At 71.1% G+C, this 24,478-nt stretch carries 32 protein-coding genes; 16 read left to right on the top strand and 16 right to left on the bottom strand.

What is annotated here, in order from left to right:
- Nucleotides 1–26: 26 nt before the first annotated feature.
- From JI746_RS15785 to JI746_RS15775, 3 genes are all read right to left on the bottom strand, one after another.
- The gene (locus tag JI746_RS15785; protein ID WP_201690777.1) at nt 27–314 is read right to left on the bottom strand and encodes a hypothetical protein; all 288 of its coding nucleotides are present in this window, start codon (nt 312–314) and stop codon (nt 27–29) included.
- Between the two features lie 101 nt (nt 315–415).
- Nucleotides 416–913, bottom strand: a complete 498-nt coding sequence (locus JI746_RS15780; protein WP_201690776.1) for a hypothetical protein — start codon at nt 911–913, stop codon at nt 416–418.
- A 153-nt stretch (nt 914–1,066) separates the two neighbouring features.
- A complete protein-coding gene (locus JI746_RS15775) occupies nt 1,067–1,897 on the bottom strand; it encodes an urease accessory protein UreD (RefSeq protein ID WP_201690775.1) in 831 nt (276 codons plus the stop codon).
- Nucleotides 1,898–2,166: 269 nt separating this feature from the next.
- Between JI746_RS15775 and JI746_RS15770 the strand changes: the two genes are divergently transcribed.
- The 5 genes from JI746_RS15770 (at nt 2,167) to JI746_RS15750 (ending at nt 4,422) form a co-directional block, all read left to right on the top strand.
- Nucleotides 2,167–2,433, top strand: a complete 267-nt coding sequence (locus JI746_RS15770) for a GlsB/YeaQ/YmgE family stress response membrane protein (RefSeq protein WP_201690774.1) — start codon at nt 2,167–2,169, stop codon at nt 2,431–2,433.
- 242 nt (nt 2,434–2,675) lie between these two features.
- Nucleotides 2,676–2,888: a hypothetical protein gene (locus JI746_RS15765; protein ID WP_236599872.1), complete on the top strand. Its 213-nt coding sequence runs from the start codon at nt 2,676–2,678 to the stop codon at nt 2,886–2,888.
- Nucleotides 2,889–2,922: 34 nt separating this feature from the next.
- Nucleotides 2,923–3,384, top strand: coding sequence for a methyltransferase family protein (locus JI746_RS15760; protein WP_201690773.1), 462 nt, complete (start codon nt 2,923–2,925; stop codon nt 3,382–3,384).
- Between the two features lie 18 nt (nt 3,385–3,402).
- Nucleotides 3,403–3,963, top strand: coding sequence for a dihydrofolate reductase family protein (locus tag JI746_RS15755; RefSeq protein ID WP_201690772.1), 561 nt, complete (start codon nt 3,403–3,405; stop codon nt 3,961–3,963).
- A gap of 36 nt (nt 3,964–3,999) precedes the next feature.
- Nucleotides 4,000–4,422 (top strand): GFA family protein, encoded by a 423-nt coding sequence (locus JI746_RS15750; RefSeq protein ID WP_201690771.1) that lies wholly within the window; start codon nt 4,000–4,002, stop codon nt 4,420–4,422.
- Between the two features lie 3 nt (nt 4,423–4,425).
- Here JI746_RS15750 and acpA read toward each other — a convergent pair whose 3' ends face one another.
- Nucleotides 4,426–5,931, bottom strand: a complete 1,506-nt coding sequence (acpA, locus tag JI746_RS15745) for an acid phosphatase (protein ID WP_330893012.1) — start codon at nt 5,929–5,931, stop codon at nt 4,426–4,428.
- Nucleotides 5,932–6,032: 101 nt separating this feature from the next.
- Between acpA and JI746_RS15740 the strand changes: the two genes are divergently transcribed.
- Nucleotides 6,033–6,281 carry a DUF3297 family protein gene (locus JI746_RS15740; RefSeq protein ID WP_201690770.1) on the top strand — a complete coding sequence of 83 codons (249 nt, stop codon included), beginning with the start codon at nt 6,033–6,035 and terminating at the stop codon, nt 6,279–6,281.
- Between the two features lie 6 nt (nt 6,282–6,287).
- On the opposite strand, the gene JI746_RS15735 is transcribed toward JI746_RS15740, so the two are convergent.
- Nucleotides 6,288–6,584, bottom strand: a complete 297-nt coding sequence (locus JI746_RS15735) for a hypothetical protein (RefSeq protein WP_201690768.1) — start codon at nt 6,582–6,584, stop codon at nt 6,288–6,290.
- A gap of 116 nt (nt 6,585–6,700) precedes the next feature.
- On the opposite strand from JI746_RS15735, the gene JI746_RS15730 reads away from it, so the two are divergent.
- Both JI746_RS15730 and JI746_RS15725 read left to right on the top strand, forming a co-directional pair.
- A complete protein-coding gene (locus JI746_RS15730) occupies nt 6,701–7,135 on the top strand; it encodes a PAS domain S-box protein (RefSeq protein ID WP_201690767.1) in 435 nt (144 codons plus the stop codon).
- Nucleotides 7,132–7,989 (top strand): fumarylacetoacetate hydrolase family protein, encoded by an 858-nt coding sequence (locus tag JI746_RS15725; RefSeq protein WP_201690766.1) that lies wholly within the window; start codon nt 7,132–7,134, stop codon nt 7,987–7,989. Before JI746_RS15730 ends, JI746_RS15725 begins: the two co-directional genes overlap by 4 nt.
- Before the next feature lie 139 nt (nt 7,990–8,128).
- On the opposite strand, the gene xth is transcribed toward JI746_RS15725, so the two are convergent.
- From xth to JI746_RS15705, 4 genes are read right to left on the bottom strand one after another with little or no spacing between them, the layout of a single operon-like run.
- Nucleotides 8,129–8,926 carry an exodeoxyribonuclease III gene (xth, locus tag JI746_RS15720; protein ID WP_201690765.1) on the bottom strand — a complete coding sequence of 266 codons (798 nt, stop codon included), beginning with the start codon at nt 8,924–8,926 and terminating at the stop codon, nt 8,129–8,131.
- Nucleotides 8,927–8,930: 4 nt separating this feature from the next.
- A complete protein-coding gene (locus tag JI746_RS15715; protein WP_201690764.1) occupies nt 8,931–9,707 on the bottom strand; it encodes a thiazole synthase in 777 nt (258 codons plus the stop codon).
- A 5-nt stretch (nt 9,708–9,712) separates the two neighbouring features.
- Complete coding sequence (thiS, locus tag JI746_RS15710; protein ID WP_201690763.1) at nt 9,713–9,934, bottom strand: sulfur carrier protein ThiS; 222 nt, start codon at nt 9,932–9,934, stop codon at nt 9,713–9,715.
- Entirely contained in the window at nt 9,924–11,015 is a 1,092-nt protein-coding gene (locus tag JI746_RS15705) for an FAD-dependent oxidoreductase (protein WP_201690762.1), read from the bottom strand. The genes thiS and JI746_RS15705 overlap by 11 nt, the downstream gene beginning before the upstream one ends.
- A 343-nt stretch (nt 11,016–11,358) precedes the next feature.
- On the opposite strand from JI746_RS15705, the gene JI746_RS15700 reads away from it, so the two are divergent.
- The gene (locus JI746_RS15700) at nt 11,359–11,835 is read left to right on the top strand and encodes a (2Fe-2S)-binding protein (protein WP_201690760.1); all 477 of its coding nucleotides are present in this window, start codon (nt 11,359–11,361) and stop codon (nt 11,833–11,835) included.
- The gene (locus tag JI746_RS15695; RefSeq protein ID WP_201690759.1) at nt 11,832–13,979 is read left to right on the top strand and encodes a xanthine dehydrogenase family protein molybdopterin-binding subunit; all 2,148 of its coding nucleotides are present in this window, start codon (nt 11,832–11,834) and stop codon (nt 13,977–13,979) included. Before JI746_RS15700 ends, JI746_RS15695 begins: the two co-directional genes overlap by 4 nt.
- 9 nt (nt 13,980–13,988) lie before the next feature.
- On the opposite strand, the gene JI746_RS15690 is transcribed toward JI746_RS15695, so the two are convergent.
- Entirely contained in the window at nt 13,989–14,345 is a 357-nt protein-coding gene (locus tag JI746_RS15690) for an STAS/SEC14 domain-containing protein (protein ID WP_201690758.1), read from the bottom strand.
- A gap of 197 nt (nt 14,346–14,542) precedes the next feature.
- Between JI746_RS15690 and JI746_RS15685 the strand changes: the two genes are divergently transcribed.
- The gene (locus JI746_RS15685) at nt 14,543–15,013 is read left to right on the top strand and encodes a hypothetical protein (protein WP_236599871.1); all 471 of its coding nucleotides are present in this window, start codon (nt 14,543–14,545) and stop codon (nt 15,011–15,013) included.
- 143 nt (nt 15,014–15,156) lie between these two features.
- Nucleotides 15,157–15,381 (top strand): hypothetical protein, encoded by a 225-nt coding sequence (locus JI746_RS15680; RefSeq protein ID WP_201690756.1) that lies wholly within the window; start codon nt 15,157–15,159, stop codon nt 15,379–15,381.
- Between the two features lie 7 nt (nt 15,382–15,388).
- Here the strand turns inward: JI746_RS15680 and JI746_RS15675 are convergent, their stop codons facing one another.
- A complete protein-coding gene (locus JI746_RS15675; protein ID WP_201690755.1) occupies nt 15,389–15,805 on the bottom strand; it encodes a hypothetical protein in 417 nt (138 codons plus the stop codon).
- A gap of 171 nt (nt 15,806–15,976) precedes the next feature.
- Here JI746_RS15675 and JI746_RS15670 point away from each other — a divergent pair, with 171 nt between their 5' ends.
- Together JI746_RS15670 and JI746_RS15665 are read left to right on the top strand one after the other, a co-directional pair.
- Nucleotides 15,977–16,390, top strand: a complete 414-nt coding sequence (locus JI746_RS15670) for a hypothetical protein (RefSeq protein WP_201690754.1) — start codon at nt 15,977–15,979, stop codon at nt 16,388–16,390.
- A 152-nt stretch (nt 16,391–16,542) separates the two neighbouring features.
- Nucleotides 16,543–16,704 carry a hypothetical protein gene (locus JI746_RS15665; protein ID WP_201690753.1) on the top strand — a complete coding sequence of 54 codons (162 nt, stop codon included), beginning with the start codon at nt 16,543–16,545 and terminating at the stop codon, nt 16,702–16,704.
- An 8-nt stretch (nt 16,705–16,712) separates the two neighbouring features.
- Here the strand turns inward: JI746_RS15665 and leuD are convergent, their stop codons facing one another.
- The 4 genes from leuD to JI746_RS15645 are packed head-to-tail and all read right to left on the bottom strand — an operon-like array spanning nt 16,713 to nt 20,347.
- Entirely contained in the window at nt 16,713–17,327 is a 615-nt protein-coding gene (gene leuD, locus JI746_RS15660) for a 3-isopropylmalate dehydratase small subunit (protein ID WP_201690752.1), read from the bottom strand.
- Between the two features lies 1 nt (nt 17,328).
- A complete protein-coding gene (gene leuC / locus JI746_RS15655; protein ID WP_236599870.1) occupies nt 17,329–18,810 on the bottom strand; it encodes a 3-isopropylmalate dehydratase large subunit in 1,482 nt (493 codons plus the stop codon).
- On the bottom strand, nt 18,810–19,352 hold the full coding sequence (gene rraA / locus JI746_RS15650; RefSeq protein WP_201690748.1) for a ribonuclease E activity regulator RraA: 543 nt from the start codon (nt 19,350–19,352) through the stop codon (nt 18,810–18,812). The genes leuC and rraA overlap by 1 nt, the downstream gene beginning before the upstream one ends.
- Before the next feature lie 8 nt (nt 19,353–19,360).
- On the bottom strand, nt 19,361–20,347 hold the full coding sequence (locus JI746_RS15645) for a Bug family tripartite tricarboxylate transporter substrate binding protein (RefSeq protein ID WP_201690746.1): 987 nt from the start codon (nt 20,345–20,347) through the stop codon (nt 19,361–19,363).
- Nucleotides 20,348–20,442: 95 nt separating this feature from the next.
- On the opposite strand from JI746_RS15645, the gene JI746_RS15640 reads away from it, so the two are divergent.
- Nucleotides 20,443–21,111 (top strand): hypothetical protein, encoded by a 669-nt coding sequence (locus JI746_RS15640; RefSeq protein WP_201690744.1) that lies wholly within the window; start codon nt 20,443–20,445, stop codon nt 21,109–21,111.
- Nucleotides 21,112–21,141: 30 nt separating this feature from the next.
- On the top strand, nt 21,142–22,491 hold the full coding sequence (locus JI746_RS15635) for a M16 family metallopeptidase (protein WP_408004105.1): 1,350 nt from the start codon (nt 21,142–21,144) through the stop codon (nt 22,489–22,491).
- 7 nt (nt 22,492–22,498) lie between these two features.
- On the opposite strand, the gene JI746_RS15630 is transcribed toward JI746_RS15635, so the two are convergent.
- Entirely contained in the window at nt 22,499–24,472 is a 1,974-nt protein-coding gene (locus JI746_RS15630) for a M1 family metallopeptidase (protein WP_201690742.1), read from the bottom strand.
- Nucleotides 24,473–24,478 lie beyond the last annotated feature (6 nt).

Genomic DNA, 24,478 nt, shown 5'->3' with positions numbered 1-24,478 from the left:
CGTGATCTGAACGCGAGCCGATTTCCTCAGCTGACACCGCCCTCGCCGGTCACGTCCTGGCGAGGCGCTTCGCTTTCCGGCGGCTCGGGCTTGCGCCTGAGCGCCTCGAAGTCTTCCAGGTTGCGGCCCGAGGCCGCACCACGGTTGCCTGCTTCGGTCTCGTGCGCCGCATCGGTGCGCTGTTCCTCGTCACCCTGGTTGGTGTACGGCTGGCGGCCCTTGCCGCCTTCCCAGCTCACTTCGTTGCGGTAGCCGTGTTTCGCGTGGCCGTCCCGGCCATCCGCCGCCGGGCCCTTGCGATCGTTCTCGTTCATCTGCGCTCCCCAAATGGCTGACCCGCCCAAGGTTAGACCTTGCGGCGGGCCGTGCTGTAGGACGGCAGCCCGCGCCCGGGGCTGCCGGTGGCTCGATCGCCTTACTGGCCGCGGTTGCCCAGCGTGCTGGTGGAGGGCACCAGCACGATCGGCTCGGAAGTCTGCGGCTGGACCGTCACGGTATGTTGGCCCTGCGGCAGCACCACGGTTTCGGATTCGCGCAGCAAGCCACCCGCGGCGACGCTGCCTTCGATGTTGCCCATGCCCATCGTGCGCGCCTGGCAGGCGGCCTTGTCTTCGCCGAGCTGGAACACGTCGCAACGCGTCATCGCGTTGGCCTGCAGGTCGCCCTGCGTGTCGAGGACGCCGCGGCGCTTGTCGGCCTGCGCGTTGCGCGCTTCCTTCAGGCAGTCCGCCTGCGATTGCTGCGTGTGGCCGCTCAGGCAGGCCTGCACTTCGCTCTGGAAGCTGCCACTGTTGTCGATGCCGGTCGTGCCGGCGGCGGTCGCGATCTGCGTCGTCGCGGCGCCCAGCGCCAGCAGCGCGGTGACGCCGAACGAGATCAGGCTCTTGCGGGAGCGTGCATCCGTCGCTTTCATGTTCTGGACTCCTTCGAATCGGTTCAATGAAGGCAGTGTGGATGCAGGCCCCCCCGCGCGCTGCCGGAGAGATGCTCCGGCGCCGGGAGCGCGTGCCCCATGGCCGGGTAGGACCCGACCTTGCAGGCCGGGGCTGACAAGGCGCATCCCGGCTCACGCGCCCCAGCCGCGCGGATCCGCCGCGTCGCGCTGCCACAGCAGGGGCCGCCAGGCGCGACGCACCGCCTTGAGCAGCTGCAGCGCCGGCTCCACCATCGGCGCGAGCACGCGCACCACGAGCACCCGCGGGCCCGGCGCCGTCGCGCCGGCAGTGGCAGCCAAGGGGTGCTCCTGGAGGACGGCGCGCGCGCGCTCCAGCAGTTCCTCGCGCTGAGGGCGCGGCAGCTCCTCGCCCGCGGCGAGGAACAGGCTCGCGATGCAGCGGTGTCCCGCCAGGCCCAGCGGGCCGTCGAGGAGCCGCCGGTCGTCGGCCGCGATGCGTCCGCGCTCCAGCCAGGCGCCCTGCAGTTCCAGGTGCTGCAGCACGCTGCCGCGAACGAAGGGCTGCCCCGCCTGCGGCAGGCCGAGTGCAGCGACGTCCCATCCGAGCAGCTGCGCGCCGGGGGCGAGCTCCAGGTGCAGGCGGTTCTCCGCCCGGCAGCCGCTGTAGTAGAGCGCCTCCAGCGGCAGCCATTCGAGCCGCGCGCCCGCCGCCAGGCACACGCGCACGTCCTGCACGGCGGACTCGCCCTCGCTGCGGTAGAAGCGCGAGGCGCCGGGCGTGGTGACGAGGCCGTGCGTTCCGGCGGCGGCGTTCACCTCGACCTGCAGCGTGTCACCGCCCACCAGCCCGCCGGGCGGATGCACGAGCACGTTGTGGCAGACCGCGGCGCCCTCGGGGTAGATGCTCTGCAGGATGCGCAGCGGCCCGTCGTGCGCGAAGCGCGCCACCGTGCGTTCGCCTTCGCGGCGGTAATCGAGCTGGAGCCGGGCGTGCCAGGGCATGCGGGCCCAGTGTAGTCAGCCTTGCAGTGGACTACGTCGAGCACTACGGCCCGGCCGAGGCACGTCGACAGGGTCCGCGACAGTGCGCTTTGTCCGACGCGCCGTCGCGCCCGGCCCCCACCGATTCGATTTACAACTCCTACGCCTGCGCTTGGTGGGCGTGCCCATAGTGAGCAGCACCGGCCCTCCATGGGCAGGTGGACGTGGCCCGAGGGCGGGCCGCGGGCCGACCTTCAACAACTCGCCGTTCGCGGCTCAAGGAGTGCAATATGGGTTTTCTGATTTGGTTGATCATTGGCGGTATCGTCGGCTGGCTGGCTAGCATGATCATGCGCACCGATGGCCAGCAGGGCATCCTGCTGAACATCGTGGTGGGTATCGTCGGCGCCTTCCTGGGCGGCTGGCTGATCTCCCCGCTGGTGGGCGTGGGCACCATCAACCAGGGCATCAGCATCGGCTCGATCGTGGTGTCGCTGATCGGCGCCGTCATCCTGCTGGCCATCGTGAACCTGTTCCGCCGCGGCCGCGTGCGCTAAGAACGGCTCACCAGAAGAAACAGAACTCGCGGGCTTGCCGCCTGCCATCGGGAGCGCCAGCGGCGCTCCTTTTCTTTTGGGCGTCCCACCGCACAGGAGCGCCTGGTCTGTGACGGCGCGTAAGCGTGCTCGCTGTCGATGTAACGCGCAGTCGTTCGGGACCAACACCGACCCGACGAAGTAGCGTGCTGGCGGCGCGCCCCGATTGCCCGCCTGCGCGTGCTGCCCCTAAGCTGCGGCGCATGGAGGTAACACTGAACATGTGGGAGCAATCGAAGTACTTCGAGGATTTCGAGAACGCGGCCAACTACGTCAACGGCCGCTTCGACCCGAAGGCAGCCGAGGCGCTGCGCAGCCGCTACCAGCGGCAGCTGGAAGAAGAAGCGCGGGCGCGGCGCGAAGTGCGCACGATCGCGCAGCAGCACAAGCCGCAGCCGGCGCGCAGGGCGGGCTGATCCGCGCCGGGACGCGGGTGCTAGCATCCGCGCGATGCCGAACCTGGAGCACCGCGTCCCGCCCCCCATCGTCGGCCTGCTGCTCGCGCTGGCCATGTGGCTGCTGGCGAAGCTGCCGCCGGTGTTCCACCTGGCCACCTGGCTGCGCGAAGGCCTGGCGCTGCTGCTGGTCGCCGGCGGCGTGACCTTCGATGCCCTCGGGCTGCTGGCCTTCGTACGCCAGCGCACCACGGTCAATCCCCTGCACCCGGAAAACGCGTCGGCGCTCGTCACCGGCGGCGTCTACCGCGTCACGCGCAACCCGATGTACGTGGGCATGGCGCTGCTGCTCACGGCGTGGGCGGTGGACCTGTCCGCGGCGTGGCCCTTCCTGGGCCCCGTCGCCTTCGTGCTGTACATGAACCGATTCCAGATCGCGCCCGAGGAAAGGGCGCTGGGCGCGCGCTTCGGCGCGTCGTGGACGGCGTATGCCGCACGCGTGCGCCGCTGGCTCTGAACCGGGGAGGCCCTGTCCATGCGCACGCAGTACTACACCGCCGCCAGCCTCGACGGCTTCATCGCCACCGAGGACGATTCGCTCGACTGGCTGTTCCCGCTCGGCGACATCAACGACACGGGCTATCCGGCCTTCATCCGCGAGGTGGGCGCCCTGGCCATGGGCTCCGCCACCTACGAGTGGATGCTGCGGCACGTGATCCGCCCCGGCTCCGCAACGCCCGGCACCTGGCCCTACACGCAGCCTGCGTGGGTGTTCAGCACCCGCGCCCTGCCGCCGGTGCCCGGCGCCTCGATCCGCTTCGTGCGGGGCGACGTGCGGCCGGTGCACGAGGAGATGCGCGCGGCGGCCGGCGAGCGCAACCTCTGGCTGGTCGGTGGCGGCGGCCTGGTGGGGCAGTTCCACGACGCGGGCCTGCTGGACGAGGTGATCGTGCAGGTCGGCTCGGTCACGCTGGGCGCGGGCAAGCCGCTGCTGCCGCGCCGCATCACCTCGCCCGCCCTGCGCCTGGTGTCGGCCCACGCGATCGGCCCCGGCTTCGCCGAGCTGCGCTACGAGGTCCCGCGCGGCGCCCGCTGACCCGCCAAGCTCTCGCCCGTCCTGCAGGAGACCCCCATGCTGATCGCCGGCCAGTGCCACTGCGGCAACATCTCCTTTTCCCTGCGCTGGGAGCCCGAGCCGGCGCACATCCCGGCGCGCGCCTGCACCTGCTCGTTCTGCCGCAAGCACGGCGGCGTGTGGACCTCGTGCCCGACCGGCGCGCTGCAGGTCCGCGTGGCGGACGCGGGCGCCGTGCGCCGCTATGCCTTCGGCACCCGCACGGCCGTGTTCCACGTCTGCCGCGAGTGCGGCGTGGTGCCGGTGGTCACGAGCGAGATCGGCGGCCGCACCTACGCCGTGGTGAGCGTCCACGCCTTCGAGAACGTCGCCCCTGGGCTGCTGCAGCAGGGCGAGGTGAGCTTCGAGGGCGAGGCCGTCGAGGACCGGCTGGCACGGCGCCAGCGCAACTGGATTCCCGACGTGCGCTTCGTCTCGTAGGCTTCACTTCAGAGCGTTCGCCAGGTTGCCCATGTTCGGGCGGATGCCCGGCAGCGGCTGCAGGCCGAAGCGTTCGGTGATGAACTTCAGGATCGAGGTCGTGTCGTAGGGCGTCGAGTCGATGAAGCCGCGCTTGACGGTGGGGCCGACCAGGATCGTCGGGATGCGCGAACCGGGCCCGAAGCGGTCGCCGGCCGGCGGCGGCACGTGGTCCCAGAAGCCGCCGTTCTCGTCGTAGGTCACGATGACGAGCATGTCCTTCCACTGCGGGCTGGCGCGCAGCTTCTCGAGCACGCCGGCGATGTGCGCGTCGCCCGTCATGATGTCGGTGTAGGCGGGGTGCTGCGTGTTGACGCCCACCGGCTTGTAGAAGCTCACCGGCGGCAGCGTGCCGCTGGCTATGGCATGCAGGAAGTCGTCGCCGTCCTTGAGGTGGCGCGCCCGCTGCGGCGTGCCGGGCGCATAGCGCAAGTAGTAGTTGAGGGGCTGGTGGTGCGGCTGGAAGTTCATGCCGCTCGCGCGGCTGTAGATCACGCTGCGGCGCGTTCCCGGCGGCTGCATGCCGTCGGCCACGGCGGCGTTCCAGCCGCCCGCATACCAGGCCCACTCCACGCCCTTGTCCGAGAGCGCGTCGCCGATCGTGCGTGCGGTCTGCGGCGGCAGCGGCGGGCGGAAGGTGCTGGTGCCGGCCGCGTCGGCATGGGTGGCCGGCCCGTTGGCCGCCGGCGGGATGCCGCTCGGTTGCCAGGGCGGCTGCAGGGTGTTGACGGCCCAGCCGTCGGCCGTCAGCGGCACGCCGCCGTCGCTGAACACCTGCACCGCGCCTTCGCGGGCGGGGGGGGAGCCGGGCTGCTTCTCCAGCCGGCCCTGGGCATCGAGCCGCACCTGCATGCTCGCCGGCGCGTTGGGGAAGCGCGGCGTGCAGGCGCACACCAGCCAGTGGTGATTGAGGTAGGACCCGCCGAACGCCCCCATGAAGAAGTTGTCGGCCAGGGTGTATTCCTGCGCCCACTTCCACACCTGCATCACGCTGCCGTCGTAGTACCCCATGGTGTAGCCGCCGGTGTTCGACATCGCAGCGAACATGTTGTTGCGCCCGCCGTTGATCTGCTCGATGTTGTGGAAGAAGGCGTGCACCGGGCTGAGCAGGCTCTCGGTGGGGGGCTTGTTCACCGGTGGCGCGTCGATGCGGAACGGCCGGTTCGGCATGCGCGGGAAACGCGGATCGGGCTTGCCGTCGGGCCCGAAGACCACCAGTTCCGGCAGGGGGCGGCCGTCGTGATCGAGCTGCGTCGTCTGCTCGGGCGTCGCGCGGCTGATGCCGTTGGCACCCGGGAACAGCCCGTACATGTTGTCGAAGCTGTGGTTCTCCGCGTAGATCACCACGACGTTCCGGATGCGGCCCATCTTGCCGGCATCGGTGACCGGCAAGGGGGCGCAGCCTGCGAGCAGCGCGCCGGCGAAGAGCGCCAGCGCGACGCGACGACCTGGGAGGGGGCGAAGGGACACGGCAGCTCCTGCAGTGGTGAGGAGGTGGGAAGGTTAGCGGGGAAACGGCCGCCGCGGAATGGCGGGAACAAGCCGCGGCGGATCGTCCAGAATACCGCCCCATGAGCGAAACCCCCCGTCCCGAGCTTCCCGATCACCTGTCCGTCGACCCGCGCAGCCCGCACCACGACGCCGCCGCCTGCGAGCACGACATCGGCATCCGCTTCAACGGCAAGGAACGCCACGATGTCGAGGAGTACTGCATCAGCGAGGGCTGGATCCGCGTGCCGGCAGGCAAGACGCTGGACCGCAAGGGCCGGCCGCTGCTGATCAAGCTCAAGGGCGCAGTCGAGGCCTTCTACAAGGACTAGGCTAGCCTAGCGCTTGCGCGGGTCGTGCTCGCCCATCGCTGCCGCCAGCGGGTCGATGGGGGCCGCCGGCTGCACGTTCTGGAAGGTCTCCACCACCTTGCGCACGATGTGCTTCTGGTCCTCGCCCCAGCGGGCCAGCCGCTCCGAGCCGAGCACGCCCTCCAGGGCCGAGACCAGGTGCAGCTGCAGCTGCGCCGGGTTCGGGTGCGTGGCCACCAGCGAGGTGATGACCACGTAGGAGGCGGTGTGCATCGCGATCAGGTGCCGCACTTCCTGGCGCAGGGCTTCGATGTCTTCGTCCATGCCGCACCATACGGCAACCGCGGCGAGATCGTCATCCCCGCGCAGGCGGGGATCCAGGGCTTCCTGGATTCCCGCCCGCACGGGAATGACATTCGAGTGTGGCAGACTGCCCCGCCATGACCTCCTGGAGCGAGACCACCCTGGCCGATGCCGCCCTGCTGCGTTGCGCCCTCGAAGGCCTGCCCGACGCGCTGGTGATCGCCGATACGACGGGTGTGATCCGCCTCTGGAACGCGGCGGCCGAGCGCCTCTTCGGCTACACCCGCGCGGACGCCGAGGGCCAGAGCCTGAACCTGATGATCCCGGAGCGCTTCCGCCCGGCCCACGATGCCGGCTTCGCCCGCGCGGTGGAGACCGGCACCCTGCGCACCGGCACGCGCGTGCTGCGCACCCGCTCCAACCACAAGGACGGGCGCAAGCTCTATGTCGATTTCACCTTCGCCGTGCTGAAGGCGCCCGACGGCCGCGTGGTCGGCGTGCAGGCGCTCGCGCGCGACGCCACCGAGGCGCACCTGCGGCAGCAGGCCTCCAACCAGGAAAAGCAAGCATGAAACTCGTCACCCTCTCGCACGCCGGTGGGCCAGCCGTCGGCTGCGTCGAACAGCAGGACGTCGTCGTCCTGCCGGCGCCGCCCTCCGGCCAGGGCCTGGTCGGCTGGCTGCAGCAACCGGCCGCACAGCTCGCGCAGGCGGCCGCGCAGGCAAGGGCCACGCCGGCGAACGTCGTTCGCCTGTCCGACGCGAAGCTGCTGCCGGCGCTTCCGCGGCCCGGCAAGATCGTCTGCCTGGGCCTGAACTATGCCGACCACGCGGCCGAAGGCGGCCACAAGAAGCCGGAGTACCCGAGCTTCTTCCTGCGCGTGCCGAGCTCGCTGGCCGCGCACGGCGAGGCGCTGCTGCGCCCGCGCGTGTCCGACCGCTTCGACTTCGAGGCCGAACTGGCCGTGATCATCGGCAAGCCGGGGCGGCACCTGGATGCGCAGAACGCGCTCGACGTGGTCGCCGGCTACACCTGCTTCAACGACGGCAGCCTGCGCGACTACCAGCGCAAGACGACGCAATGGACCATCGGCAAGAACTTCGATCGCACCGGGCCGCTGGGGCCGTGGGTCGTGCCCGCGTCGGAACTGCCGCCGGGCGCGACCGGCCTGAAGATCGAGTCGCGCCTGAACGGCCAGGTGATGCAGAGTTCGAACACCTCGAACATGCTGTCGCCCGTCGTCGAGACCCTGTGCCTGCTGACGGAGGTGATGACGCTGGAGCCCGGCGACGTGATCGCGATGGGCACGCCGTCCGGCGTCGGCTATGCGCGCAATCCGCCGGTGTTCATGAAGGCGGGCGACCGCATCGAGATCGAGATCGAGAAGATCGGGGTGCTGGCGAATTCGATCGTGGACGAGGAGTAGCGCGCGCTGGCTTGGGGGTGACTTTCGTAGGCTGGTGGTGACTTCCGTAGGCTGGCGGTGACGCGCGAAGCGCCGGAACCCCAGCGCTCAGGCGGCGATGGCAAGCGCTGGGGTTCGCGCTTCGCGGCTCACCGCCAGCCTACGAGGCGCTGCTCCGTGCAACCGCCGCTTCGTCGACCTCGATCCACACCGGCGCATGGTCGCTCGGCTTCTCCCGCCCGCGATGGGCCGCATCCACGCCCGTCGCCTGCAGCGCCGGCACCAGCGCCGGCGATAGCATGAGGAAATCCATGCGGAAGCCCGCATTGCGGTGGAACGCCGCCTCGTTGACCCAGAAGGTGTAGATCCGCTCCTTCGGATGCAGGTGCCGGGTGGCATCGACCCAGCCCTGCGCCACGAAGCGCTCCCACTTCTCGCGCGTCTCGGGTTGCAGCACGGCGTCGAAGCGCCAGCTGCCCGCGTTGTAGATGTCGGCGTTGGTCGGCACCACGTTGAAGTCGCCGGCCAGCACCGTCGGTGCGCCCGCCGCCAGCAAGTCCTCGCCATAGGCCACGAGGCGCTCCATCCAGCGCTGCTTGTAGTCGAAGTTCGGGCTGGGCACCGGGTTGCCGTTCGGCAGGTACACGGAGACCACATGCAGCCCGCGCACCTTCGCCTCCAGCCAGCGCGCCGCCACGTCCTCGGGCTCGCCGGGGAGGCCGCGCCGCACTTCGACCGGCGTCTCGCCGCGCGCCAGGATCGCCACCCCGTGGTGCGCCCGCTGCCCGTGCACCAGCACGCCGTAGCCGGCGTCCTCGAAGGGCTTGATGGGAAAGGTCGCGTCGGCCGTCTTGATCTCCTGCAGGCAGGCGACGTCCGGCTGCGCCTCCTGCAGCCATTCCAGCAGCCGGGGCAGCCGCCCCTTCACGCCGTTGACGTTGAAGGTGGCGATCTTCACGGCGTCAGAGGGTGAAGGGTTGGCCGGTGACCGGCGTGCTCGGCACCGCCATGTCTTGCCTCGCCATGACCCCCGCCTCGTAGGCGAGCCGGCCCGACTCGACGCCGAGGCGGAAGGCCTGCGCCATCTTCACCGGGTCCTTCGCCTGCGACACGGCGGTGTTGACCAGCACGGCGTCGTAGCCCAGTTCCATCGCCTGCACCGCATCGCGCGGCGAGCCGATGCCGGCGTCGACCACCAGCGTCACGTCCGGCAGGCGGGCCCGCAGGGTGCGCAGCGCGCTGGGATTGAGCAGGCCCTGGCCGGAGCCGATCGGCGCGCCCCAGGGCATCAGGATCCTGCAGCCGGCGTCCAGCAGGCGCTGGCAGCTCACCAGGTCGTCGGTGCAATAGGGCAGCACCTCGAAGCCGTCGCGCACCAGCGTGCGGGCCGCCTCCACCAGCTCGAAGGGATCGGGCTGCAGCGTGTACTCGTCGCCGATCACCTCCAGCTTGATCCAGTTCGTCTCGAACATCTCGCGTGCCATCCTCGACATCGCGATCGCTTCCTTGGCCGTGCGGCAGCCCGCGGTGTTGGGCAGCAGGCGGGCGCCGCTTTCGCGGATCAGCTTGTAGAAGTCGTTGGGCGTGCCGGCGTTGGCGAGCTGGCGCTTGAGGCTCAGCGTGACGACCTGCGTGCCGGAGGCGACGATGGCCTCGCGCAGCACCTGCGGCGAAGGGTAGCCGGCCGTGCCCAGGAAGAAGCGGCTGGCCAGTTCCGTGTCTGCGATGCGAAGTCCCATGGTGTTCATCCTCCGGTGATGGGTTGGAAAGTGAAGACGGCGTCGCCTTCGCGCAGGCGCACGGTGGCACGCTCCGAACGGGGCACGAATTCGCCGTTGACGGCGGTGGCCAGCGCGTTGGGCGGTTGGCCGAGCGCGGCGACCAGGTCGGCCAGCGTCGAAGCCTCGTCCACGCTGCGCGCTTCGCCATTGACAGTGATCAGGCAGCTCATAACGTCATTCGTCATTCGTCATCGCGCCAACGGCCCGTTCCACCAGGGCCGGCGCGATGAGCCAGCCGTGGCGGAACAGGCCGTTGATGCGGGTGAGGCCGGGCTGCGAGTGCAGCACCGGCAGGTTGTCGGGGAGGGCGGGGCGCAGGTTGGTTTCGCTGTGCACGATGCGCGCCTCGGCGAGTTCGGGCACCACGCTGTGGGCGGCGGCCAGCAGTTCGACGGTGCTGCGCAGCGAGACCGGCGAGCGGTCCTCGCTCTCGATCTCGCTGGCGCCGACCACCACCAGGTCCGGCGCGCGCGGCACCAGGTAGACGCGATGGCGCGGATGCAGCAGGCGCACCGGCCGCTTCAGCTCCAGGCCGCGGGCCTGCAGGAAGAAGATCTCGCCGCGCACGCCGCGCACCGGCAACTGCGGCCGCGCGCCGGTGCCGCGCACGTCGAACACATGGTCGAAACGCTGCGTGCCCTCGCCGGCCTGCAGTTCGCCGGCATGCACGGCAGCGATGGCGCGGCCCCAGTGCCACTGCACGTCGCGCGCGCCGGCGGCCAGCGCGTGCATCGCCTGCACGGTGTGGATGCGGCCTTCGCCCGGAATGAACCACGCATGCGCCGGCCCGCGGACGGAGGGCTCGAGCTCGCGCACCTGCCCGGCCTCGAGCCTCTGGATGGGTTCAGCGTCATTCCCGCGCCCCCCTCCGTCATTCCCGCGGCCCCCTCCGTCATTCCCGCGAAGGCGGGAACCCAGAGCTCCCATCCTGTCCTCGAGCACCTCCAGCACCCGGCGCGCAGCGCCCTCATCCCCCCGATGCGCCACCAGCAGGCTCCCCTCGCGGCTGAACTCCACCGGGACCTCGAGCTGCGCCAGGATCCGCGGCCACAGTTCGATCGAGCGCACCCCCAGCGCGAACACGTCCTCGTCCGCGCATTCCAGCTCCGCCACCGGGCTCAGCATGCCGGCCGCCGTCCACCCCGCCGCCCCGCGGGCCTGCGCGTCCGCGGCCGGATCGAACACGTGCACCTCGTGGCCGGCGCGCGCCAGCTGCTGCGCGAGCAGGCGCCCGAGCAGGCCGGCGCCGGCGATGCCGATCTTCATCGGCGCGTGCCGGTGCGGGGGAGATAACGGAGGAGAAGTTGCATGCGGCCATCCCTTTCGCGAACGAGCAGTGCTCCGGAGGGATGGCGGGACGCTTGCGGCCCTTGAGGGAGGGCCTGGCCCGACAAGCTCTTCTTACGCCGGTACGAACCGGTTCAAGTTCACGGGTTTGGTGTTGCCATCTCAGCGAAGGCGGCCTGCGGCCGCTCGCACCCCGGAGCGAGGACGAGTATACGCGCGTCCCGGATTTCCCTTCCCCCCTGAGGGAGTGCCCCCACCCCGGCCCTCCTCCGGAGGGGGAGGAAGAAAGAACGTAGAGTCCGGGAAAAAGGAGACCTGGCCGATGCAGACCACGACGTTCCACCTGCGCATCAACGGCAGCGACCGCAGCGTGCAGGCGGAGGAAAACACGCCGCTTCTCGACGTGCTGCGCAACGCCCTCGGCCTGGTCGGCACGCGCTTCGGCTGCGGCGCGGGCGAGTGCGGTGCCTGCCACGTGCTGCTCGATGGCGTGTCGGTCCCGGCCTGCGACACGCCCGTCGCTGCCGTGCAGGGTCGCGCGATCGTCACCGTCGAAGGACTGGCCGAGAACGGCCGCCCGAGCGCGCTGCAGCAGGCCCTGCTGCAGGAGCAGGCCGGGCAGTGCGGCTATTGCCTGTCCGGCATCCTCGTCAGCGCGACCGAACTGCTGGCGCGCGTGCCGCAACCCAGCGAGGCCGAGGTGCGCGCGGCGCTGGACAGGCACCTGTGCCGCTGTGGTGCGCACAACCGCATCGTGCGCGCGGTGCTGCGCGCGGCGCAGGCGGGAGCGACGGCATGAGCGCGCCGCACGAAGGCACTCCCCCCGGCGAACTGCCCACCAGCCTGAAAGCCAACCCGCGCCTCTCCCAGTGGTTGGCGATCCTTCGCGAGGGCCGGGTCGAGGTGCGCAGCGGCAAGGTCGAACTGGGCCAGGGCATCACGACCGCGCTGGCGGCCATCGTGGCGCAGGAGCTCGACGTCGCGCCCGGCCGGATCGAGATGGTGCGCGCCAGCACCGCCGGCGCCCCCAACGAAGGCTTCACGTCGGGCAGCCTGTCGGTGCAGGACTCCGGCAGCGCGCTGCGGCAGGTCTGCGCGGAGGCGCGCGAGATCTACCTGCACGCGGCGGCACAGCGGCTGGAGGTCGCGGTCGACGACCTGCAGGTGCGCGACGGCGAGATCGCGGTGCGCGGCGTGCCCTCGCTGCGCACCAGCTACTGGGAACTGGCGGACCCGGCGCTGCTCGATCGCGAGGCCAGCGGCCGTGCGCGGGCGAAGCCGCCGACGCAGGACGCGCCGGAGGCCCCCGCGCGCCTGGACCTGCCCGACAAGGTGCTGGGCCGCCCGGCCTTCCTGCACGACCTCGTGCTGCCCGGCATGCTGTACGCGCGCGTCGCCCATCCTCCGTCGCCGGCGGCCAGCCTGCTGGACGTGGACCTCGCTGCCGTCGAGGCGCTGCCCGGCGTCGTGCGGGTGGTGCGCGACGGCAGCTTCCTCGGCGTGATCGCGCAGGGCGACCACGAAGCGGACCGTGCCCTGCGCAAGCTCAAGGCGGTGGCGCGCTGGAGCGAACGCGAAAGCCTGCCGGACATGGATGCCCTGCCGGCCTTCCTGCGCTCGCAGCCGGTGGAAACCAGCGTGGTCGACGAGAAGAAGCCGGCGGACCCGGCGCCGACGCCCGTGCGGACCTTCCAGGCGAGCTACGCGCGTCCCTACCTGGCGCACGCATCGATCGGCCCTTCCTGTGGCCTGGCGCGCTGGGACGCGAATGGCAACGTCGAGGTCTGGACGCACGCGCAGGGCGTGTATCCGATGCAGCGGGACCTGGCACTGCTGCTGCGCATTCCGGCGCAGGCGATCACCGTCAGCCACGTGCCGGGCGCCGGCTGCTACGGGCACAACGGCGCCGACGACGCTGCCGTCGACGCGGCGTTGATCGCGCGCGCCGTGCCCGGCCGCGCGGTGCAGGTCCGCTGGACCCGCGAGGACGAACTGTGCTGCTCACCCTTCGGTGCCGTCATGGCCGTCGACCTGCGCGCCGGTGTCGATGCGCAAGGCCGCATCGTCGCCTGGGAGCACGAGATCTGGTCCAACGGGCACAGCATGCGGCCGGGCCGGATGCCGGTGCCGGTGTTCCATGCGGCGCCGCTGCTGCAGCAAGCCTTCCCGCCCCAGGTCTCGATCAACGTGCCGGTCGCCACCGGCGCCGGCGCCGAGCGCAATTCCATTCCGGAGTACGGCTTCGCGACGCACCGCATCGTCAACCACCGGCTGCTGACCATGCCGCTGCGCACGTCCTCGCTGCGCTCGCTGGGCGCCCACTGCAACGTGTTCGCGGCCGAATGCTTCCTCGACGAGATCGCGGCGGAACTGGGCGCCGACCCGCTCGATTTCCGCCTGCGCCACCTGCAGGATCCGCGCAGCCGCGCCGTGCTGGAGCAGGTCGCGGCGATGGCCCACTGGCGCCAGCGCGCCAAGACCGAAGGCGAGGGCTGGGGCCTGGGCTTCGCGCGCTACAAGAACAACGGCGCCTGGTGCGCGGCCGTCGCGCAGGTCGAGGTGCAGCAGGACATCCGCGTGCGCCGGGTCTGGCTGGCGGTCGACGTCGGCCGCGTGGTCCATGCCGACGGCGTGAAGAACCAGCTCGAAGGCGGCGCGATCCAGACCGTGAGCTGGGTGCTCAAGGAAGCGGTGCAGTTCGACCGCACGCGCGTGACCAGCGACCGCTGGGGCGCCTATCCCATCCTGCGCTTCTCCGAAGTGCCCGCCGTCGAGATCGCACTGCTGGACCGGCCGCAGGAGAAATCCCTGGGCGCCGGCGAACCGACGCATGGGCCGCTGGCCGCAGCGATCGGCAACGCCGTGTTCGATGCGGTGGGCGTGCGCGTGCGCGAGATGCCGCTGACGTGGGACCGCGTGCAGCGCGCCGCGCTGGCCGCCTGAAGCCGCTGCTCAGGCGGTCAGCCAGGCGATGGCAGCGGCCTCGTCGGTGAACACGACGAGGTTCATGCCCGAGCGCTGCGCCGTCTTCTCGCTCGCACGCGTGATGCGGCCCGGCTCCACCAGCGAGGCGACGCGGTGCAGGTGCGAAAGCTGCCGCGCAGCTTCTTCGCCGATGGCGTAGTGCTCGGTGAAGCTGGTCAGGGTCTGGACGCCGCGCAAGTCGAACAGCGCGCGCCGCGAGTTCCAGCTCGTGGTCTCCACGGCGATGAGGTGGAGGAAGGACAGGAACTGGCCGAGCGACGGCGCGCCCTCGACACGGACAACGGAATAGCCGTCCCGATGCTCGACGTCGAACCTGAGGCTCATGGGCGTGCAGCATAAGCCAGGAGGCCCGCGCGAGCGCCGTCTGCCTGGCTCGGCTTCGGATTTTCCTACGCGCCTGGCGGGTGCCGGCCGACGGCGCGCCACGAAGGACGCGCACGTGGCATGGCGAAGGCCTTCCCAAGATGGCAGTGCCGTCGCGAGCGATCGCGGCGGGCGACAACCGATCGGAAGGAAATGCGATGAAAGCAATGAAGTACACGGTGACCACCCTGGCCGCTGCGGCGGTCCTCGGCCTCGGCAGCATGGCCATTGCACAGTCCGGCGGTGCGGCAGGCGCGGGCGGCGCCGCCACTTCGGGCGCGGCGTCGGCGGGCGGCGGTCCGGGTGCGGGTACCGGTGCGGCTGCGGGCTCCACCGGCGCGGGTAGCGCCGGAATGCGTGCGGGTACGGGCACGCTGGGTGCGGGCGCGAGTGCGAATACAGGCGCGGCCGGCGCGGGCTCCAGCACGGCCGGCACGGGATCGAATGCGGCAGGAACCACGCTCGGCGCCGGGGCGGACGCCTCGAGCGGCTCTTCGACGATGGGATCCACCACGGGCGCGGGCGCGATGCCGCCGGCCGGCGGTGCGGACAGCGGCAGCAGCGCAGGCATGACTCCCTCGGACTCGGGCAGCCCGCCCACGCGCCCTGCGCGCGCGGACCGCAACTGACCTCCTCTTGCTGCAAGCTCCTTTCCAGCCAGCGGCCGGCGCCTCTGGCTTTTTTCCAGCCGCTTCATTTCGGGAGGACGTCCGACAGCGTCACCCGGGCCTGCGGCGTTCGAAAGGGGTAGGCACTGAATGAAGGAATGCCCATGAAAGCTCCCGCCATCCTCCTTGCCGCGGCACTGGCTTGCGGCGGCGCCGCCTTCGCGGCCGACACGCACGACAACGGCGCGGCAGGTTCTTCCGCCCGGCAGACCGCGCACCAGCTGGCCGGCGACTTCAAGCAGGCCATGCACAAGCTCGGCGCCGCCACGCGGCGCGTGCTGCACCGCGCCGACGCCGCCATCCACCGCAGCGGCAAGCACGACACCTGAGTCGCGCTCACGAGCGCGGAAAGCTCGCTGCCCGCAGCCGGACCGGCACGGGCGGCTCCACCACGCGCCAACCGTGCCCGGCGATGGCGTCGTTGCTCTCCTTCGCCTCGCGACCTTCCTGCAGCGACCAGGTGATGTGGTACGTGCCGCCGTCGGGGCGCTGCACGCTGCCGTCGACCTGGACCACCATGGCCTCGACGCCGGTGCCGTCGTCGCTGCGGCCGACGATCACGCCGACCGTGGTGGGTGGAAGTCCCGCCTGCTCGCTCACGCGCGAGCGCAAGGTGACGTGGTCCGCGATCGGCCGGGCATAGCGCGGCGGAAACTGCGCGAGCAGTCGATCGCGCTCTGCGCGGTCCAGCTTCCAGCCGATCACGCTGTCGCCCGGCGCGGCCTGCTGGTATGCCTCGGTGGCGGTGAGCATGGCGCAAGTATGGAGCGCCCGGCCTTTGCGTAGCGCAGCTTCGGATCTTCCTACATGCGCATCGGGGCTGCGACGACCTGAAAGGCTCCGCGGCCGACCCCACTGTTCATCCGTGCTGGCATGCGCCGGCGCAAAGACCCACACAGCAAGAGACACAGGAAGGATCTTCCAATGAAAGCGAGCTCTCGAACCCTTTCCGCGCTGGCGGCCGCGGCCGCGCTGGCATTCGGTGGCGTGGCCCTGGCGCAGGGCGCGGGCGCCGGCAGCGGCAGCGCGGCGGACAGCAGCGCGACCAGCAGCATGGGTGCAGGCCCCGGCAATACCGCGGGTGGCGCTTCCACCAGCACCGGTGCCGGCGTGACCACCAGTGGCACGGCCACGACGCCGGGCAACGCGCCCATGACGGGCAGCACCACTATGGGCGCGACCGGCACGGGCACGGGCGTCGGAACCTCCGCGAACGCGGGGGGCGGGGCCGATACGCACGCCGGCATGACCGGCTCGCAGGACCATGGCAAGGCCACCAAGGTGGCGAAGAACGACAAGAAGAAGCACGTCAGGAAGGCCAAGAAGGACCACAACTGACGGCGTGCGGCGGGGATCGACGGGGCCGGCGCGGATGCGCCGGCCTTTTTTCATCCCGCAAGCGTGACGCTGTTCTCATTGCGCGCCGGCTGGTGGCCACGCCGGTGCGTAAACGCACATCTGGCCGGCGACCTCATTCCTACAGTGCTGCCATGGACCTCGCCTCCCGCCGCCAGTACAGGGGACATCCCATGAGCCGCTACATCGCCGCCACCCTCCTTGCCTTGGCCGCCGCCATCGTGACGGTGGTCGACTTCGGCCTCGGGTTCGATCAGCCCGGCCACGGCGCCGCCGCGTTCCTGCTGCTGCCCTGATCGGCCGATCAGGCGAGCCAGGGCCGGGTGCGCAGGTAGTCCTGCTCGAAGGCGCGGATGTCCTGCGCGTGCTCCATCGTCAGCCCGACCGCATCGAGGCCCTTGAGCAGCATGTGCTTCTTCAGCGGATCGAAGGCGAAGGGCAGGCTGCCGCCGTCGCCGGGCGTCACGATCCGCTGCTGCTCCAGGTCGACCGTCATCTCGCAGCGCGCCGGATCGTTCGCCAGCGCCATCAGGCGCTCGACTTCCGCCAGCGGCAAGCTGATCGCGGGGACGCCGTTGCGGGTGCAGTTGTCGGCGAAGATCCCGCCGAAGCTGCTGCCGATCACGCACGCCAGCCCGAGCTGGCGCATGCCCCACACCGCGTGCTCGCGGCTCGAGCCGCAGCCGTAGTTGGGGCCGGTCACCAGGATCTTCGCCTGCGTCCATGGCGAGCGATTCAAGACGAACTCCGGACGTGGAACCCCTGGCGCCGCGAAGCGCAGGTCGTGCAGGAAGCCCTCGGCCAGCCCCGTATGGCGGTCGACGCCGCGCAGGTACTGCTTGGGCATGATCTGGTCGGTGTCCAGGTTCGCCATCGGCAGCGCGGCGGCGACGCCGGTGAGGGACAGGAATGGCTCCATGTCAATGCTCCTGGATCCCCGCCTTCGCGGGGATGACGGCGGGAGGGGCGGCGATGACGGTGTCGGAGGGCAGCAGCTTGCGCACGTCGGTCAGCGCGCCCGTCACGGCCGCTGCGGCCACCATGGCCGGGCTCATGAGGTGGGTGCGCGCGCCGGGGCCCTGCCGTCCTTCGAAGTTGCGGTTGGTGCTGGAGGCGCAGCGGTCGCCTGCATCGAGGTGGTCGTCGTTCATGGCCACGCACATCGAGCAGCCGGCCTGGCGCCATTCGAACCCGGCCTCGCGGAACACCTGCGCGATGCCCTCGGCCTCCGCCTGCGCACGCACCTGCGTCGAGCCCGGCACCGCCAGGGCGCGCACGCCCGGCGCCACGCGCCGGCCGCGCAGCACGCGCGCGGCGTCGCGCAGGTCGTCGATGCGGCTGTTGGTGCACGAGCCGATGAAGGCGTGGCTGATCGGCAACCCGGCCAGCGGCTGACCCGGCTGCAGGCCCATGTACTCCAGCGCGCGCAGCGCGCTGCGCTTCTTCACCGCATCGCTTTCCTGGGCCGGGTCCGGCACGGCGGAGGCGATGGTCGCGCCCTGGTCCGGGCTGGTCCCCCAGGTCACCATGGGCTCGATGGCGGACGCATCCAGGCTGACGCTGCGATCGAACACGGCGCCCTCGTCGCTGCGCAGTTCGCGCCAGGCCGCGAGCGCCTGCTCCCACAGCGCGCCCTGCGGCACGCGCGCGCGGCCGTGCAGGTACTGGAACAGCGTGTCGTCGGGCGCGACGATGGCGCCGCGCGCCGCTGCCTCCACGCTCATGTTGCACAAGGTCAGCCGGCCCCCGACGCCGAGCGCGCGGATCGCCTCCCCGGTGTATTCGATGACGTGGCCGGTGGCGCCGTCCGCCCCGATGCGGCGAATCAGTTCCAGCACCAGGTCCTTGGCCGTGACGCCGAAACCCAGCCGCCCGCGCACGTCGACGTTCATGGCCTTCTGCACCGTGTAGACCAGCGTCTGCGTGGCCAGCAGGTGCTCGATCTCGCTGCTGCCGATGCCGAAGCCCAGGGCGCCCATCGCTCCATGCGTGGTCGTGTGGCTGTCGCCGGCGGCCATCACCATGCCGGGCAGCACCAGGCCCTGCTCGCTGGCGACGATGTGCTCGATGCCTTGGCGCGCATCGAGCATGTCGTACAGGGCGATGCCGTGGCGCGCGCAGTTCCCGGCCAGCATCTTCACCTGCAGCGAGCGCTCGGCGTCGGCGATCACCATCGTCTTCGCGTTGCGCTCGGGGGTGGTCGGATTGACGTGGTCCACCACCGCGATGGTGGACGCCGGCCGCCACACCGTGCGGTTCGCCGCATGCAGCGCCGCGAACGCCTGCGGGCTGGTGTACTCGTTGAGGACCTGGCGGTCCACGTACAGCAGGATCTGGCCGCCGTCGCCGAGCGCGCGCACGGTGTGCGCATCCACGATGCGCCGGTACAGCGTGCGCGCCATCACTTCGACGGTCCCGCGGCGTAGGCGGCGGTGGCCGCCACCACGTCGTCGATGCGGATGTCGGCTTCGGTCACGCCTTCGGGCAGCACGATCACGCCGTCGTCGTCGGCCACCAGCCGTCGGCCCGGGATGAAGGTCACGCCGCCGAAGCTGACCGCCACGTCGCGCTCGCCGGCGCCGGTGCGCTCGCCGCGCTTGGGCACGGTGCCCAGGGCCTTGACGCCGATGTCCATGCCGTCGATCTCGTGGCCGTCGCGCAGGGCGCCGTGGATCACGACGCCGGCCCAGCCGTTGCGGCTGGCGACGCCGGCCATCACGTCGCCGAAGATCGCGCGCGCCATCGAGCCGCCGCCGTCGATCACGAGCACCTGCCCGTGCCCGGGCTGGTTCACCATGTCGCGCATCAGGGCGATGTCTTCATGCACGCGCAGCGTGCGGATGTCGCCCGCGAAGGCGCGCCGCTGGCCCCAGCCGCGAAAGGGCAGGGCGCAGGGCAGGGCTTCGTCGCAGGCGTCGCAGAGGTCGGAGGTCTTCAGCGTCATCGGCGGGATCAATCCAGCTTGATGTTCGCGTCCTTGACCAGCTTGGCGAAGGCGGCGCTGTCGCTGGCGATGAACTTCGCGAATTCCTCGGGCGTGCTGCCCATGATCTCGCCGCCCTGTTCGTGGATCTTGCCGGCGACGTCGGGCGACTTGAGGATGGCGGCGATCTCGGTGTTCAGGCGCTTCGTGATGTCGGCCGGCATCTTCGCCGGGCCCATCACCGCGAACCATTGCAGCATCTCGGCGTTCTTCACGCCGGCTTCGGCCATCGTCGGCACGTCGGGCAGCAGGGGCGAGCGCTTGGTGCTGGTGATGGCCAGCAGGCGCAGCTTGCCGGCCTTGGCGTGCGCCATCACGTTGGGCGGGCTCTCGAAGTTCAGTTCGACCTGGCCCGAGAGCAGGTCCACGATGGCCTGGCCGCTGCCCTTGTAGGGGATGTGCGTCATCTGTGTGCCGGTGGCGAGCTGGAAGCGCTCGGCCGCCAGGTGCTGCGCACTGCCGCCACCCGAGGACGCGAAGCGCAGGCCGCCCGGCTTGCTCTTCGCCAGCGCGATGAACTCCTGCACGTTCTTCGCCGGCACGCTGGGATGCACCGTCAGCAGCAGCGGCGTGTTGGCCACCGGGATGATCGGCGTGAAGTCCGAGATGATGTTGTACGGCAGCTTGGGATACAGCGCCGGCGCCACCGAGTTCGAGTTGCTGTGCGCCAGCAGCAGCGTGTAGCCATCGGGCTTGCTCTTGGCGACGAGGTCGGCACCCAGCGTGCCGGCGGCGCCGGGCTTGTTCTCCACTACCACTGGTGTGCCCAGGCGCTCGGAGAGCTTCTGCCCGATCAGGCGCGCCAGCACGTCGGTGAAGCCGCCGGGGGCGAAGCCCACCACGATCCTGATCGGCTTGTTGTCGGGCCAGGCCTGCGCATGGCCCAGCGTGGCGGCGAAGGGAAGGGTGAGGAGGGCGGCCGCGGCGAGGACCGCACGGCGGGACGGGAAGCGCATCGTTGTCTCCGGCTACTGCTTGAAAAGCAGCGATTGTGCCCGGTCGTGTCGTAGTCCTTTCGTGCTCCCGCAGGCGCAGGGTAGAGTGGAAATCCATGAACCGACTCCAAGCCGAGCTTCAACGTCTCTATCCCGCACCGGCCGAAGGTGCCGTGCGCGCCCTGGTCCTCGAACTTGCCGGTGCCGCCGCCTGGGAGCAGCTCGCGCGCGTGTGGCACGGCGTGCAGGTGGACCTGCAACTGCCCGCACCCGGCATCGCCGTCTCCGGCAGCGGCTACCAGCTCTGGTTCTCGGTCGCGCAGCCGGTGCCCGTGCAGCACGCGCTGGCCTTCCTCGAGACTTTGCGCAGGCGCTACCTGGCCGACGTGCCGCACGACCGCCTGCGCACCAGTCCCGCTGCGGCGGCGGCGCCGGAGATCACCGGCATGCCGCCGGCGGAGCAGGGCGAGGATCGCTGGTCGGCCTTCGTTGCGCCGGACCTCGCGGCCCTGTTCGTCGACGAGCCCTGGCTGGACCTGCCGCCCGGCAGCGACGCGCAGGCCGAACTGCTGTCGCGCCTGCAATGCATGAGCCTGGCCGACCTGGAGCGCGCGCTGGCCGAACCTGCGGCCGCGGCCGCGACGGCAGCCGCCGCGCAAGCGCAGGATCCGCGCGGCTTCCTGCTGGCGGTGATGAACGACCGCGCCATCGAGCTGCCCCTGCGCATCGAGGCGGCGAAAGCGCTGCTGCCCTACTTCGAAGGCCAGCGCGCACCGGCCCGCTGAGCCGTGTCTTTCCAGCACAATCGTCCTGTCTTGTCCCAGCATCCCCAACTCCATCCCCAGCCCGGCGACGCTGCCGCCGGCGCCCCCGTGCTGCACACGCTCGCCAACGGCGTGCGCCTGCTGGCCGTTCCCGTCCCGCACGTGCAGAGCGCCAGCGTGGGCGTGTTCCTGCGCGTCGGCTCGCGCGACGAATCGCTGTCCTGCAACGGCATCAGCCACGTGCTGGAGCACATGGCCTTCAAGGGCACGGCGACGCGCTCGGTGCAGGCCATCAACCTCGATGCGGAACGGCTCGGTGCCGACGTCAACGCCTTCACGAGCAAGGACACGACCGGCTACTTCATGAGCGGCCTGGCCCGCCACGTGCCGCAGTTCCTCGAAATGATCGCGGACATCGTCCTGAACAGCACCTTCCCCGAGGTCGAACTCCGGCGCGAGCTCGACGTGATCCGGCAGGAGGCGATCGAATACGCCGAGGACCCGCAGGAAACCTCCAGCGAACTGCTGGACCGGGCGATCTGGGGCAGCCATCCGATGGGCATGCCGGTGATCGGCACGGTGGAGAACATCGAACGCTTCACGCGCGACGACCTCGTGCAGCACGTGCAGTCGCACTACCACGCCGGGAACACGGTCGTCGCGGCCGCCGGCAACTTCGAGCTCGACGCCTTCTTCGCGCTGGCCGAACGCCTGTTCGCCGGCATGCCCCGCACCGGCGAGGCGAGCGCGCCCGCTGCGGTGGTGGCGCCGAAGTACGTCGGCAGCGCGGTGGGGCAGCGCTTCAGCCGCGTGTCGCAGGTGTTCCTCAACGTGGCGTATCCGGTGGCGCCGCCGGCGGGAGAAGCGATGGCGCAGCAGCGCTGGCGCGTCGCCGCCTCGCTGGCCACCATCCTGTTCGGCGGCGGCATGTCGGCACCGCTGACCGACACGGTGCGCGAACGCATGGGGCTGGCGTACACGGCGCACTCCACGTCGGAAAGCGGCGACGCCTGGTTCAACTTCATCGTCCACGCGATCACCACGCCCGACAAGCTGCAGCAGCTCATGGCGGCCACCGGCGAGCTGCTGCGCGGCCACGCCGGCGCCATCGACCCGGTGCACCTGGAGCGGGCGAAGAACCAGCTCGCCGTCTCGCGCGTGCGCTCTTCCGAGCGCACCTATGCCGCGATGGAGCGCGCGGTCGAAGACCTGTTCGTGCGCGGCGCCATCGGCACGCCCGAGGAAACGATCGCCTTGATCGAAGACGTCACGCAGGACGAAGTGCGCGCCGTGTTCGAGCGCATGCTGCGGCATGCACCGGCGGTGGCGATCACCGGCAAGGGGGCGACGGCGAAATCGGCGCGCGAGCTGGCGGGCGTGCTGACCGGCGCGACCAGCTGAGTCGCGCTCACCGCAGCGCCAGCGGCGGCACCGCCGCCGGCCAGGCGCCTTGCGCCGTCACCCGTGCTTCCTGGAACACCAGCCAGCTCTGGCGCCCGTAGTGCGGCAGCGAGCGCTGCATCGCGGCCAGGGCCGCGGGCGATTCGGCCTGCAGGAACACCAGGGGCTTGCCGTTGGCGGCGCGCGCCGCCCAGGCCCGCGCGCTGCCCGGTCGGGAAAGAAGCTCGGGCACGCTGCCCAGTCCCAGTTGCGCCAGCACCTGCGCGATCCCGGCACCGTCGCCGGCCACCAGCGCCGGCTCCCTGCCGCTGGCCAGCGCTTCGGCGCCCACCAGCACCGGCTGCGCATCGAGCGCACGCTCCGCCAGGAGCGTTGCCGCGGCACTCCACTCCTTGCCGCTGGCCGCCACGTGCAGTTGCGCCTGCGGCGCGATGAAGGTCTCGCGCAGGATGGGCGGCACCGTGGCGGGATCGAGCCGGCGCCACAGGCGCAGGTCCGGATCGAGCGTGACTGCCACGGCGTCGGCGATGCCGCGGGCCGCCAGGTCGACCACCGTCTCGCGTTCGCGCACCGGCACGCTCACGTCGCGCGTGGCGCCGGAAGCGAGCTGCACCCGCAGCGGCACCAGCAGGTCGAAGGGCTCGCCCTGCTGCAGCACCTTGAAGCGGCCTTGGCCGGCCGCGGCGAGCGACAGCGTGGGCGAGTCGGCGCGTTGCGTCCACTGGGCGAAGAAGGGCGCCAGGTCGCGGCCGCTGGCCTGCGAGAAGGCCTGCGCCAGCTCCTTCCAGCCGGCGGTGCGAAAGCGCTGCTGCTGCCAGAAGGCGCGCAGTCCCTGCTCGAAGGCGGCCGGGCCGATCGCGTCGCGCAGCATCACGAAGACCATGGCGGGCTTGGCATAGCCGATCACCGAGGAGATGCCATGCGAGCGCGAGGTGAAGCCGGCCACGGCCGTTTCGCTGGCGGGCGCCACGGCGAGCAGGTCGCGCAGCCATTCCAGCCGCATGCCGCGCGCCGCGTCCGCACCCTGGTCCTCGCGGAACGCGTAGTCGGCGCCGAAGGTGGTGAGCCCCTCCGACCAGTTGCCGCGGGCCCAGTCCGGCACCACGCCGTTGCCCCACCAGTTGTGCAGCACCTCGTGTCCGAGCGAGGTGGCGCGGATGAAGGGCAGCCGCAGCACGTCGCGCCCGAGGTAGGTCAGGCTCGGGATGCCCAGGCCGTGCGAGAGGGGACTGGAGACGACGCTGAAGTCGCCGAAGGGGTAGGCGCCGATCGCACGGCTGTAACGCTGCAGGTAGCGGGCGCTGTCCTGCAGGTAGCCCGGCGCCAGTTCGGCCAGCTCCGGCGGGAACCAGGTGCGCACGGTGACGACGCCGCCACCCTCGAGCGTCACGGCCTGCTGCGCCACCTGGTAGGGGCCTGCCATCAGCCAGATGCCTTCGGCCGGATGCTCGAAGCCGTACTCGGCGCTCCACCGGCCCGCGTTCTCCGAGGCGCGCAGCTGGCGACCCGGCACCAGGCCCTTCTGGCCGGCCGGCAGCGTGAGCTTCAAGGCGTAGGTGAAGGGCACGCCCGGGTCGGGGTACCAGCGGGCCTCCGGCGCGAGGTAGCTGCCTTCCGGCGCCGCATAGAAGGAAGCCGGGTTGGCCGACTGCGCCTGGCGCGCCGGCAGGGGCGGCAAGGTGCCGGCGTACTCGAAAGCGTAGCGATGCTCGCCGGCCGCGGTGCGGCGCAATTGCGCGGGATCGATCGCGACGCCATCGACCGTGGCCCGCGCGATGGCCAGCCGTGGATGCAGCGCGAGCTCGGGCACGCGCTCGCTGGTGAGCCGGGCGATCGCGTGCAGCCGCCGCGTCGGCGGATCGAGCTCCACCTCCAGCTCCATGTGCGGCGCGGCAGCCCATGCCGCGCCGGTGGTGGCGAGGAGCCAGAGCGCGGCAAGCCAGCAGGCCGCGCGCAGGAAGGCAGTCGAAGGGTGCGCCATGGTGGC

Source organism: Ramlibacter alkalitolerans (genome assembly GCF_016722765.1).
GTDB classification, from domain to species: domain Bacteria; phylum Pseudomonadota; class Gammaproteobacteria; order Burkholderiales; family Burkholderiaceae_C; genus Ramlibacter; species Ramlibacter alkalitolerans.
The sequence above is the reverse complement of the archived record's forward strand: the minus strand, read 5'-3'. Positions and strand labels throughout refer to the sequence as shown.